Annotated in this window: 6 protein-coding genes; 4 read left to right on the forward strand and 2 right to left on the reverse strand. The window is 50.1% G+C overall.

Features of this window, described 5'->3' with window-relative positions; translation table 11 throughout:
• Positions 1–637: 637 nt before the first annotated feature.
• The 4 genes from HMPREF2596_RS02870 (at position 638) to HMPREF2596_RS02885 (ending at position 10,543) form a co-directional block, all read left to right on the forward strand.
• The gene (locus tag HMPREF2596_RS02870) at positions 638–1,120 is read left to right on the forward strand and encodes an FKBP-type peptidyl-prolyl cis-trans isomerase (RefSeq protein ID WP_003683125.1); all 483 of its coding nucleotides are present in this window, start codon (positions 638–640) and stop codon (positions 1,118–1,120) included.
• Between the two features lie 217 nt (positions 1,121–1,337).
• Positions 1,338–5,624, forward strand: a complete 4,287-nt coding sequence (gene glgB, locus HMPREF2596_RS02875) for a 1,4-alpha-glucan branching protein GlgB (RefSeq protein WP_070849514.1) — start codon at positions 1,338–1,340, stop codon at positions 5,622–5,624.
• Between the two features lie 139 nt (positions 5,625–5,763).
• Positions 5,764–7,749, forward strand: a complete 1,986-nt coding sequence (gene glgX / locus HMPREF2596_RS02880) for a glycogen debranching protein GlgX (protein ID WP_070849516.1) — start codon at positions 5,764–5,766, stop codon at positions 7,747–7,749.
• A 313-nt stretch (positions 7,750–8,062) separates the two neighbouring features.
• The gene (locus HMPREF2596_RS02885; protein ID WP_070849518.1) at positions 8,063–10,543 is read left to right on the forward strand and encodes a glycogen/starch/alpha-glucan phosphorylase; all 2,481 of its coding nucleotides are present in this window, start codon (positions 8,063–8,065) and stop codon (positions 10,541–10,543) included.
• A 128-nt stretch (positions 10,544–10,671) separates the two neighbouring features.
• Here HMPREF2596_RS02885 and HMPREF2596_RS02890 read toward each other — a convergent pair whose 3' ends face one another.
• Both HMPREF2596_RS02890 and HMPREF2596_RS02895 read right to left on the reverse strand, forming a co-directional pair.
• Positions 10,672–12,165 carry a surface lipoprotein assembly modifier gene (locus HMPREF2596_RS02890; protein ID WP_070849520.1) on the reverse strand — a complete coding sequence of 498 codons (1,494 nt, stop codon included), beginning with the start codon at positions 12,163–12,165 and terminating at the stop codon, positions 10,672–10,674.
• Between the two features lie 115 nt (positions 12,166–12,280).
• The gene (locus tag HMPREF2596_RS02895) at positions 12,281–13,207 is read right to left on the reverse strand and encodes a Slam-dependent surface lipoprotein (RefSeq protein ID WP_070849522.1); all 927 of its coding nucleotides are present in this window, start codon (positions 13,205–13,207) and stop codon (positions 12,281–12,283) included.
• Between the last annotated feature and the right edge of the window lie 92 nt (positions 13,208–13,299).

Raw genomic sequence — 13,299 nt, forward strand, 5'->3', positions numbered from 1 at the left:
AGCAGCTTCAGTAGCAGAAGCAGCGGCTTCAGAAGCAGCAGAAGCGGCAGTTTCAGCAGCTTTATCAGCACCGCCACAAGCGGCCAAAGCTAAAGACAACAAAGCAGCAGCGAACAGAGATTTTTTCATTTTTAAGAACCTTTTTTAAATCGATTTAAACTAAAAATAGCCGTCAAACGGCCTATACAGTAGAAATTCATTGCTGAATTTTTCGATATTATGCCCCACGGGATAGGTCAATGCAACGTTGCGTAACCGTTTGCCGGCTAAAATCAATACGAAAATAGTGAAAATAATGTAAATCATATTGGCGCGCGAAAAATCATCTAAAAATATTCATTATTGATGAAGATTTTAAAAACATATTATATTCAATGGGTTGTGTATTTTTATTTGTTATTGGTTTTAAGGGTTTGGAATGTTTTTGCTTTGGGGAAATTTTTTGTAATTTAATCACTTTGTGTTGTGAAAAAGCAACTTCTGCTTATTGAAATCATTTGATTTTGCTTTTTTATATAGGCTTTTATCTTTTTGTCGCATTTGAATGGAGTATTTATTAAAGCAAGCCGATTGTTTGGTTGCGGCTGTGATAGAATAACCGTAGCGTAACTTTTAAATATTGATTAAGGACGGCATGATGTCTATTGTTAAAAATTCCGTAGTTTCCCTGCATTATGAAATGTACGATGCCAACAACCAGCTGTTGGACAAAACCGAAGAGCCGATTGCTTACCTGCATGGCGGTTATGACGGTATTTTCCCTTTGGTGGAAGAAGCGTTGCACGGCAAAAATGTAGGCGATACCGTCGAAGTGGCTTTGTCGCCCGATGATGCTTTCGGCGAACAAGATCCTGAGTTGGTGCGCATTGAAGATGTCAGCGTGTTCCCTGTTGAAGTCGAAGTCGGCATGATGTTTGAAGCCGATGATCCGGAAACCGGCGATGTATTGATTTATCGTGTAACTGATGTTGCCGACGGCAAAGCCGTGGTGGACGGCAACCATCCTTTGGCCGGTATGAAAGTATTGTTCAAAGCGACTGTTGAGGGCGTGCGCGATGCGACCGAGGAAGAAATTGCCCACGGTCACGTACACGGTCCGCACGGTCATCATCACCACTAATCAGGCTTAACGCATGATAAAGGCCGTCTGAAAAGGAATGAAATCCTCCTTTTCAGACGGCCTTTAAGTTTTTACAAGACAGATAAATAGGAAATTTTGGCTCAGGTCAAATCAAGCGGGGAAATATGGGGTTTGTTTGAGACTACAATGAATTACATATCACGGTGCGGCAGAATCTGTATTAAGATTCAGATATTGGTAAAACAGGCAGAATGCAATGAGTGAAACATTGGAGCAGCAGGCGGTACAGGCCGGTATTGATTTGGGCTACCACGACATCAACGGCACTTATCATGTGACCAAAACGGAAGTTTTGGAATCGATTGTCGCTGTTTTGGATAAAAGCAAACCGGATTCAGACGACCTTTATTTGAATACGATGGTTGCGCATGAAAATGGCGAAGAATCTTTACAGATGCCGTCTGAATTTCATGGTGCGGAAGCGGTCGTATTGATTGATGAGGTGAATGAGTGCCAGACCTTGACTGTGTATCCGGGCGACAGCGATACGCTTTGGATTAAGCTGCCCCAACTGGCTTTCGGTTATTACACCTTGTCGGCCGAGACCGGCGGCAAAAGTTGCTTTGTGCGCCTGATTGTTGCGCCTGAATCGGTTTATCAGCCTAAACTGCTTGCCAATGGCGGACGGATGAATGGTTTGACCATGCATTTGTACAGCTTGCGTTCTGAGCGCAACTGGGGCATAGGCGACTTTACCGATTTGCTGAACCTGATGAAATACGCGGCAGAGAAAAAGCTGGATTTTGTCGGTATCAACCCTTTGCACGCTTTGTTTACCAGCAAGCCCGCCTTTGCCAGCCCGTATAGCCCTTCTTCGCGCGAATGGCTCAATCCGATTTATTTGGATGTTGAGAAAGTCGGTGCGTTTACTTATAACGAACAACTGAAAAACTGGCTGGCGCAACCGAAAATCCGTCAGCGCATCGCTGCTTTGCGTATCACGGAAACGGTAACTTATACAGCGGTTTGGGCATGCAAGCGTGATGCGCTGCACATGGCGTTTAATGCGTTTGAACAAGATACTTGCGAGGCTGCAGAAAATGAACGCGCTGCATTTGAAGCGTTTGTATTAGAAAAAGGCAAAGCTTTGCAGGGCTTCGGTTTGTTTGAGGCTTTGGACCAGTATTACAGCCGTCCCGGACAAGTGGGTTGGCAGTCATGGCCGTCTGAATTTCATCAGCCTGATGGCGAAGCGGTAGAAAAATTCGCGCGCAACCATGAACGTGAAATCCGTTTTTATATGTGGTTGCAATGGCTTTGCGCGGAGCAATTGCGCGAAGTCAACCAAGCCGCTGCCGAATACGGTGTCAAACTCGGCATTTACGGCGATTTGGCAGTCGGCGTGGCGCGTGGTAGCGCGGATACTTGGTTAAACCGCCAAGATTATTGTATGGATTTGTCAGTCGGCGCGCCGCCCGATCCTTTGGGGCCGACAGGGCAGAATTGGGATTTGCCGCCACTTAATCCGTTGATGTTGAAGCATATGGGCTATGAAAAATTTGCCCATCTGTTGCGCGAAAACATGCGTCTGTATGGCGTATTGCGGATCGACCATGTGATGGCATTGTGCCGTTTGTGGTGGGTGTTAAACGGTAAAACGGCGGATTTCGGCGCGTATGTGCATTACGATGCCGAAGTGATGTTTGCTATTTTGGCGTTGGAAAGCCGGCGCAACCGTTGCGTCATTATCGGCGAAGATTTGGGGACGGTACCCGATCAAGCCCGCCATCTGCTCAACCGCTATCAAGTGTTCTCGTACAAAGTAATGTATTTCAGCAAGGGTTGGAACGGTTTCCAATTGCCGGAAGAATACCCCGAACAGGCGATTACGGTCATCAGCACCCACGATGTTGCGCCCTTGGCGGGCTATTGGACAGGCAAAGATTTGGATACGATGTTCAAACTCGGTACTCTGCCTGATGCAGCCGCTTTTCAGACGGCCTTGGATGAACGCGAACACGATAAAGCCGATTTGCTGGATAAATTGAAAGAAACCGGCTGTCTGGGTGCAGACGTACAAATGCCGGCAAAAGCCGATGAAACCTTGCTGGCGGCTTTGCACAAATACGGCGCATTGAGCCGCAGCAAGCTTTACGCCGTACAACTGGAAAACCTGCTGGGCGTCATTGACAATCTGAATGTCCCGGGTGTAACCGAAGGCTATCCGAACTGGGCGCAAAAAATGCCGGTTTCTTTGGAAGATTTCCTACAACACCGCCTCATGGGCGGCCAACTTGCCATTATTGACGAGGTACGCATGAAAACAAACAGCCAAATCAAGACTTATCATGAACTTGACCAAATCGAGCGCGATACGGTCGAAAGCCTGTTTCTTGCCACCCATAGCGATGTGTTCGCTTATCTGGGACGACACCGCCTTGCAGAGGGCGATGAAGTGGTACGCGTTTTGATTCCCGGCGCAGTAAGCGTGGATATCGTGAACCGCCGCAGCGGCGAACTCATCGTGCCGTCTGAAAAAATTGATGAACGCGGTTTCTTTGTGGCTGTCTTGCCCGATGATGCGCCCGATTATGCTTTGCGTATCCGTTACACCGAAGACACCGAGCCAGTGATTGAAGAAGACCCTTATCATTTCAGCTCTGCGTTGCAAGACATGGATTCCTGGCTGTTGGCTGAAGGCAAACACCTGCGTCCTTATGAGACTTTAGGCGCGCATTTTGCCGAGTTGGACGGCGTGAAGGGCGTACGCTTTGCCGTCTGGGCGCCCAATGCGCAACGCGTTTCCGTTATCGGCGAGTTCAATAACTGGGACGGCCGCCGCCATGTGATGCGTTTCCACCGCGACAACGGCATTTGGGACATCTTCATTCCTGCCGTCAAACTCAATGCCCTCTACAAATTTGAAATCCGCGATGCCAACGGCAATGTGCGTGAAAAAGCCGACCCGTATGCTTTCGGTGCGGAACTGCGCCCGACCACGGCATCTATCGTGCGCGGTTTGCCTGACGAAGTGGAAGAACCGGCCTTCCGCGCACGCGCCAATGCCGTTGATGCGCCGATCAGCATTTATGAAGTACATTTGGGTTCGTGGAAACGCAATCCGGAAAACAATTTCTGGCTGACTTACGAAGAGCTGGCCAAAGAGCTGGTGGCATACGTTAAAGACATGGGCTTTACCCATATCGAGTTCCTGCCTGTTTCCGAATATCCGTTTGACGGCTCATGGGGCTATCAGGCAACCGGATTGTATGCGCCGACCAGCCGTTTCGGTTCGCCGGAAGAATTGCGCGCATTGATTAAAGCCGCGCACGACGAGGGCATCAGTGTTATCCTCGACTGGGTGGTCGGCCACTTCCCGACCGATGATCACGGCCTGGCCAAATTCGACGGCACCGCGCTGTACGAACACGCCGATCCGCGCGAAGGCTACCATCAAGACTGGAACACCTTGATTTACAACTTCGGCAGAAACGAAGTGAAAAACTTCCTGCAAGGCAACGCCCTGTATTGGATAGAACGTTTCGGCTTCGACGGTATCCGCGTTGATGCGGTTGCTTCGATGATTTACCGCAACTACTCACGCAAAGACGGCGAGTGGATTCCGAACCAATATGGCGGCCATGAAAACCTTGAAGCCATCGCTTTCCTGCGCGATACCAACACCATGTTGAAAGAAGAAGTTCCGGCTGCGACTGAAATCGCCGAAGAGTCTACTTCATTTGCCAATGTGACCCGCCAAGAAGGTTTGAACTTCAGCTTCAAATGGAATATGGGCTGGATGAACGATACTTTGCGTTACATGATGGAAGACCCTATCAACCGTAAATACCATCACAACAAAATGACTTTCGGCATGATGTACCAGTACAGCGAAAACTTTGTTCTGCCGCTTTCACACGATGAAGTCGTGCACGGCAAACGTTCGCTGCTCGGACGTATGCCCGGCGACTGCTGGCAGCAATTTGCCAACCTGCGTGCCTACTACGGCTTTATGTACGGTTTCCCTGGCAAAAAACTCTTGTTTATGGGCAGCGAGTTTGCACAAGGCCGCGAGTGGAACTACAACGAAGGACTGGATTGGTTCCTGCTGGAGCAAGAGGGCGGCTGGCACAAAGGCGTGCAAGACTTCGTACGCGAATTGAACCATGTCTATAAAGACACTGCGCCGCTTTACCAATTAGACCAATGGCCGGAAGGCTTCGAATGGCTGGTTGCTGACGACGGCAACAATTCCGTATTCGTCTTCGAGCGCCGCGACCGCGAAGGCAACCGCGTTATCGTCATCAGCAACTTCACGCCAGTAGTACGCGAAGGCTACCGCTTCGGCGTGAATTCTGCCGGCGAATACCGCGAAATCCTCAATTCGGACGACCTGCATTACAAAGGCAGCGGCGTTTCTGCCGGCGCAACGGTGGAGACAGAAGAAGTTTGGTCGCATGGCAAACCAAATTCCTTGTCTGTGACCGTACCGCCGTTGGCAACCGTTTACCTGTATCAGGCGGCAGTCAAAGACGAAGCGTAAATCAACTTGAGGGTGGGCATCATGCCTGCCCAATCAGCTGAAAATTAAAAGATAGTGGTATCAATATAAGGCCGTCTGAAAGATTTTCAGACGGCCTTATATTGGACACGAAACCAAATACACACCAAGGAATCATTCTATGTCTGCCAAATCATGGCATATCGAGGAAGGCAAGCCTTATCCCATGGGTGCGACCCTGACAAGCAAGGGCGCAAATTTTACCTTGTTTTCCATCAATGCCGAAAAGGTCGAATTGTGTCTGTTTGATAAGGATAAAGAAACCCGTTTGGAGATGCCTTCGCGGCGCGGTTCGGTATTTTACGGATTTGTGCCGGACGTTAAGGCAGGGCAGCGATACGGTTTTCGCGTGTATGGGCGTGAAAACGCAGAATACGGCTCATGTTTCAATCCCAACAAATTGCTGATTGATCCGTATTCCAAAAAAATTGACGGTAGACCAAGCTACCGTAACGCCGAAGAAATGGCATGGTTCAGGCCGGAAGATGAACGCGACAATGCCGCCGTTGCGCCAAAAAGCGTCGTGATTGGACGCAGCCGATTTAATTGGGCCAAAGATTGCCGTCCGGAAATACCTTGGGGCAAAACCGTTATTTATGAAGCCCATGTCAAAGGGTTGACCAAGCAATTCCCCGATTTGAAGTATGCAGGCACTTATAAAGCCTTGTGCGATAAACGGGTTTTGGCCTATCTGCAAGAGTTGGGGGTGACGACGGTCGAGCTGCTGCCGATTCATTATCATCTGGATGAATACCATCTTCAGCAGATGGGCTTGAGCAATTATTGGGGCTACAACACTTATTCCCATTTTGCCGTCGAGCCGTCTTATGCCGACAATCCCGAACGTGCGGCGGCAGAATTTAAACAAGCGGTCAAAGCCCTGCATCAGGCAGGTTTGGAAGTGATTTTGGATGTCGTGTACAACCACACGGCCGAGCAGGACGACAAAGGCCCGATGCTGTGTCAGCGCGGTATCGACAACACCTTATGGTATTGGCACACCCCTTACGGCAATTATGAAAACTGGTCGGGTTGCGGCAATACGCTCAATATTGTCCGGCGAGATGTTACCCGTTGGGCGGCAGACAGCCTGCGTTATTGGGCGGAAGAGTTTCATGTCGACGGCTTCCGTTTCGATTTGGGAACTGTATTGGGACGCGAGCCTGATTTCCAATCGTACGGCCGTTTTTTCCAAGTCCTGTATCAAGACCCGGTTTTGGCCGGTTTGAAACTGATTGTCGAAGCATGGGACATAGGCGAGGGCGGCTATCACTTGGGTAATTTCCCGCAACCTTTTGCCGAATGGAACGGCCGTTTCCGTGATGATATGCGCGCGTTTTGGTCATGGGAAAGCGGCAATTTGGGCGCATTTGCCGAACGCTTGGCCGGGTCGTCCGATATTTTTAACCACAGCGGCCGCCACCCATCCGCCAGCATCAACTTCATCACTGCACACGACGGCTTCACTTTGCGCGATTTGGTCAGCTACAACGAAAAACACAACGAAGCCAACGGCGAAAACAACCGCGACGGGCATAATGAAAACATCAGCTACAACCACGGCGTAGAAGGCGAAACCGATGATGAAGAGGTTTTGCAAAATCGTGAATACACCTCCAAAGCGCTGCTTGCCTCCTTATTTTTATCCAACGGTACGCCCATGCTTTTGGCGGGCGATGAGTTCGGTAACAGTCAGCAAGGCAACAACAACAGCTACTGCCAAGATAATCCGATTACATGGTTGGATTGGCAAAATGAGCCTCATGAGTTGCAAAATTACACTCAAGCGCTGATACGCGTACGCAGCCAAATCAAGCTGCTGACAGATGATTGCTGGTGGGAAAAAGAGCGTGTGCAATGGCTCAATGCCGACGGTAGCCCGATGACCGAATATTGTTGGCACAACAGGGGCAGCAAGGCGATTCAGGTTGTTTTGGACGATGAATGGCTGCTGTTGGTCAATGCCAAACGTAGTCGTCAGTTATTTAACCTGCCTCAAGGCAACTGGGAAATTTCTTGCGTACCATCTGAGAAATTTAATTACGAAGAGGCTGGAAAATGTGTTGTCGAACACATGGGGATTTGGGTTTTACATAAAACGAATTAAATGAAAACCAAGTCGTTATTGTATTAACTCTTTGATATTTCGTCTGTATCCGTTGAGCCGAAGCTTGCATGGCATAAATGGAAATGCCGATGAGATGATGAGTGGTTTAATTTGTAATTGAATGTTTTATAAAGAAAAAATAATACGGAGTGGAATATTTCAGTTATAATCCGTATCAAACCTGAAACAAACCTACCTATAAATTTTTCAGACGGCATTTATACTTCTTCAGGCCGTCTGAAAACTGAATGACGTTGTTTCTATAAACCATCAGGCGCGTTGTCCAAGTGCCTCAAATTAAAGAAAGGCTTCCATGGCTAAGCAAAAACTCCCCATCTCCGGCTACGATTACGTTATGCCCAAACCGGATGCAGAAACCATCCGCAAGTCCATTGTTTACAAGTTGATTTTCATCTTGGGCGTCGATCCTAAAGAAGCAACTTCACACCAATGGCTCAACGCCGCCATGTTGGCCGCACGCGACCTGATTGCCGAGGATTTCCTCAAAACACGCCGCGCCCACATCGACAACAGCAAACGCATGGTTTATTACCTGTCTATGGAATTCCTGCTCGGCCGTGCGTTTGTCAATGCGCTGATTAACGAAGGCGTTTATGCCGAGTTTGAAGAAGCCTTCAAGCAACTGGGCAAAGAATTTGCCGATGTCTGCGAACAAGAAGAAGATCCAGGTTTGGGTAACGGCGGTTTGGGCCGTCTGGCCGCCTGCTTTCTCGACTCATTGGCAACCCTACGCATTCCTGCCATGGGCTACGGCATCCGTTACCAATACGGTATGTTCAAACAAGAAATCGTGGATGGCCAACAAGTTGAAAAACCCGATTTGTGGCTCGACCAAGATTTGGCATGGCAGTTTGCCCGTCCGAACAAACAATATTCCGTCCGTTTCGGCGGCCAAGTATTGAACTTGGGCAACAAAAAAGAATGGCAGCCGAGCGAAGAAATTTCCGCTTGGGCATACGATGAAATTATTCCGGGCTATGGCGGCGAATGTGCCAACCCATTGCGCTTGTGGACTGCGCACGCAGGCAACCTGTTCGACCTTGCCGACTTCAACCGAGGCGACTATGCCTCTGCCGTTCGCGCACAAAACAGCGACGAAAACATCTCACGCGTCCTCTATCCGAACGACTCTACCGATTCCGGCCGCGAATTGCGCCTGAAGCAAGAATACTTCTTGGTTTCTGCTTCCGTTCAAGATATTGTTGCACGCCACAAATGCCGTTTCCCAAGCATCCGCACGCTGGCGGACGAAGTCGCCATCCACTTGAACGACACCCACCCGGTGCTCGCTATTCCAGAATTGATGCGCATCCTGATTGACGAAGAAGGCATCGAATGGACTGAAGCATGGAATATGTGCTGTAAGATTTTCTCTTACACCAACCACACATTGATGAGCGAAGCCTTGGAAACCTGGCAGGTTGACCTGATGGGCCGTCTGCTGCCGCGCCATTTGGACATCATCTTTGAAATCAACGCCTACTTCCTCAATGCCTTACGCGCCATCGGCAACTTCGACGACGACTTTGTCCGCCGCGTATCCATCATTGACGAAACCCACGGCCGTCGCGTCCGCATGGCATGGCTTGCCGTGATCGGTTCGCACAAAGTCAACGGCGTGGCCAAAATCCACTCCGATTTGATGACCACATCCATCTTCGCCGACTTTGCCAAAGTATTCCCGGAACGCTTTACCAACGTAACCAACGGCGTAACACCGCGCCGCTGGATCAACATCGCCAACCCGGGCCTGACCAAATTCTTGGACAAACATCTGGGCAACGAAGACTGGCGCCTGCATTTGGACAACCTGACCAAGCTCAACGACAAAGTGGACGATGCCTCCGTACAGGCAGAGTTCGGCGCAGTGAAAAAAGCCGCCAAAGAGCGCCTCGCCAAATACATCGAAACCGAGCTGGGCATCAAGGTTAATACCGATGCACTTTTCGACATCCAAATCAAACGTATCCACGAGTACAAACGTCAAGCGTTGAACGTGATGCACATCGTCGACCGCTACAACAAAATCCTGGAAAACCCGGATTTCGATTGGCAGCCGCGCGTGTTCATCTTTGCCGGTAAAGCCGCATCCGCCTATTACATGGCGAAGAAAATCATCCGACTGATTAACGACGTTGCCAAAGTCATCAACAACGACCCCCGTATCCGTGACCTGATTAAAGTTGTGTTCATCTCGAACTACAGTGTCAGCCTCGCCCAAATCATCATCCCGGCCGCCGATTTGCACGAACAAATCTCACTGGCGGGTACAGAAGCATCCGGCACCAGCAACATGAAATTCGCCCTCAACGGCGCGCTTTGCATGGGTACGCTGGACGGCGCGAACGTCGAAATTTTGGAAAAAGTCGGCGCGGACAACTGCTTTATCTTCGGTAACACCGTCGAGCAAGTCGAAGAACTCCGCCGCAACGGTTACGACCCATTGAACTATATCGAACGAGACAGCGACCTGCGCCGCGTCGTCAACCAAATCAGTCAAGGCACTTTCTCTCCGGAAGAGCCAAACCGCTACAACGACGTGTTGCAACCATACGGCGACTTCTATCAACTGATGGCTGATTTCCGCAGCTACATCGACACGCAATACAAAGCGGACGAACACTACCGTAACGTATCCGCATGGCGCAAATCAGCCTTGATCAACATCGCCAACATGGGCTTCTTCTCATCCGACCGCTCTATCGCCGACTACTGCCGCGATATTTGGTACATCAAACCATTGAGCGAAAAAGAACTGCCCGGCAAAAATTAAGCGTTGAGCAGATAGCGAAAGCCGATACATCGGAGAGGTGTATCGGCTTTTTTCAGACGGCATGATATAGAAACGAGTAAAACAGTATGGTTATATTACTGTTTTAGCGTATTTCTAAATGACTCAATTTAAAATCGGTATTTAAAATTTAGTAGCCATTCATTCTGATGGTAGCGGTAATGTGCTGTATTGCTATGGGAGATTGAGCGTCTAAAACGAAATTCAGGATACACACCTTTAAGGTTCCACTGCGGAAAGCCTACAGCGGCTATCATGATGTATTGATTGTCGCGTCGCCGTCTGTTATCGCTGACAAAACTTGCAGCGTCATAAAGACTGCGGCGGTGAAGCAGGATGGTGTTGAGGTAAGTACCGCTTGAAAAAAAACTATATGCACCCAGCCGTGTCGTATATTCCTTGCTGGAAGAAGATTTTTCGGGATAGGCTTTACGTGTTGCATCAAAGTTGGCGAACAGGCCGCTTTGGTGTGTGAGAGAAAATTCTGCCCCTACACCCAGTTCGTATTGCTTGTAGTCGGCAAAATAATCTTTGCTTTGTCCGCCGTATCCGGTCTTTTTTGCTCCGGCATGTGAGTTAATGCGCCAGCGAGGGGAGAGTGTGCGTGACCAGTCGACATCCGCGCCCCATGCGCGGTAGTGGGTGTGGCGGTTGCGGAAGTCATATTCGAAATAGGGTAGCAGAGAAAAGGAGGAGTGTGCGTCGGCATAGGCATATCCCGCGTACAGCGAACCATTGTGATAGCTGTAATCCGGCATGGCCGCCGAATCTTTGTCTTTTTCCGTGTAGCGGTTGCCGTACAGTACACCGCGCACCTGTACACCGTGATGCCCTTTGAGCGGGCCGTTTTTTTCGGCGGTCGCGCTATAGGATAAGAAGGTCGAATCCGTTGGCGCAGGCAGGGTGCGCTCCATCAGGCACATGCCCGCAATTTCCCACACGCATTGGTTGATGCCGTTGCCTTGGTTTACATTGCTGTTGTAGCCATAGCCTAGGCTGATTTGGCCGTGCCAGCGGCGGCGTTTGCCCAGTTCGGACAGGTAGTTTTCCACGATGTGGCGGGTTTCAGCAGGAATATCTGTTTTCAGAACTTTCTCAAACGTGGCGGCGGACTCTTTATTTTGGTTGTCTTCGGCATAAAACCGCCCTGCTTCGAGCAGCAGGCGCTGGTTATCGGGTTCGGCTTCCAAGGCCGTCTGAAAACTATTCTCCGCCGCGCGGAAATCCCCTTCGTCCCGCTTTTGCAGCGCATCGGCCAAATGAATCAGCGCGGGTTTGTGCTGCGGCAGTTTGGCGTAGCGTGCGGCAAACTGTCGCACCTTGTGCCACTGCCGCGCGTTGAGGGCGTGGTAAATCGCACTTTCCAGTTCTTCCGCCGTATCGCCGACTTGGTAGATTTCGCCGCCTATCGAAATATAGCCGTCGTTTTCTTCCACTTCCCCGCGAGCCTGTTTCGTGTTCAGCCAGTCACTTTCACGGTATTGCTGCGTTTGACGGCCGCTTTCATCCAGCAGGCGGCGGCGTTCATCTGCGGCATCGTCGGACGGAGCGGCAAGGCAGACCGTACAGAGCGGTAGAAAAAGCAGGCAGAAGTGGTGTTTCATGGGATAGAGTCCTTTGGGTGGGGAGGCCGTCTGAAAGAAGTCGAATTCGATAAAATCAAAGCGGGATGCAGACTATGGTCAAGCTGCATCCCGTGGTATTCTTGACAATTTGAGCTTATTGTTTGCGGCCGCCGAAGGCTACATCTTTATCCGCTCCCGCGCGATCTACGATACCTGCCAAGGCTTCCGCACTGTTGCCGTAGAAACGGCCGGTAATATGTTCGTTTACCTTGCCGTTGTCAAATGTGCCGTTGCTCCGAATATTGGTACCGGCGAAGTTTACACTGTCGCCTGGACGGGAGATACTGCCTGTCAGTGAACCTGACCCTGTCCCGTAGTTGGCGGTAAGTGTACCGGTGTAGAAATCATTGCGGCCGGGAGTGTGTTTGTTCACGCCCAATACATTGTATTTAGCATTAACGAGCTTCGGCATATTTCGGGTCGGATTGTCGCCTACATACCAAACGGTGCGTTTGCCGTCTGCCATATTTAAATCCGTGCTGTTGGCGATTTGATTACTATTTCCCTTACGCGGTGCCCATTCGCCAAAGAAGACGTTGGCTGCCGCAGTTGGCACTTTGGCAAAGGTCATGCCGCCGAATTTCGGCGCAATCGGTAATTTGGGGTCGGCCATTTGGCGTACGCTGAACACTTCGGTGTTGTTGGCGCGTTTTTCATACCACACTTGGGCGAGTTTGGTTTTCGAGAACCAGCCCGCAATCGGATTGATGTCGCCGGGTTGCAGGTATTTCGGATTGGCCGTGCCATTTGCATTGGCATTTTGATTGCCGCCATTGATGGGCGCATTGCCGTATTTGTTGCGGATGCGCTGCGCGGGGCCGGCTTCAAGGTTGATGGAGTTGGACAGGCCGTTGCCTGTGCTGACCTTGATGCCCGCCGCACCTGCACCGAAGGGCAGGGAGTCGGATGCTTGGGGACGAATCAAGTTATTATTAGTTGATTTCCCTTCAATTTCAACAGCATAAGCAGAGCCGAAGGCGGCGGTCAGAAGGACGGCGAGGGTTAATTGTGATACTTTCATGATTTTTCTTTCAAAGAAAAGATATGGTGGATACCGCTGTTTTGTCTCGAGCGGCGAGGTGTATCGGATGTTACCGATAGGGCGCATATTAA

Origin of the sequence: Neisseria sp. HMSC078C12 (genome assembly GCF_001838065.1) — a bacterium.
GTDB lineage: Bacteria > Pseudomonadota > Gammaproteobacteria > Burkholderiales > Neisseriaceae > Neisseria.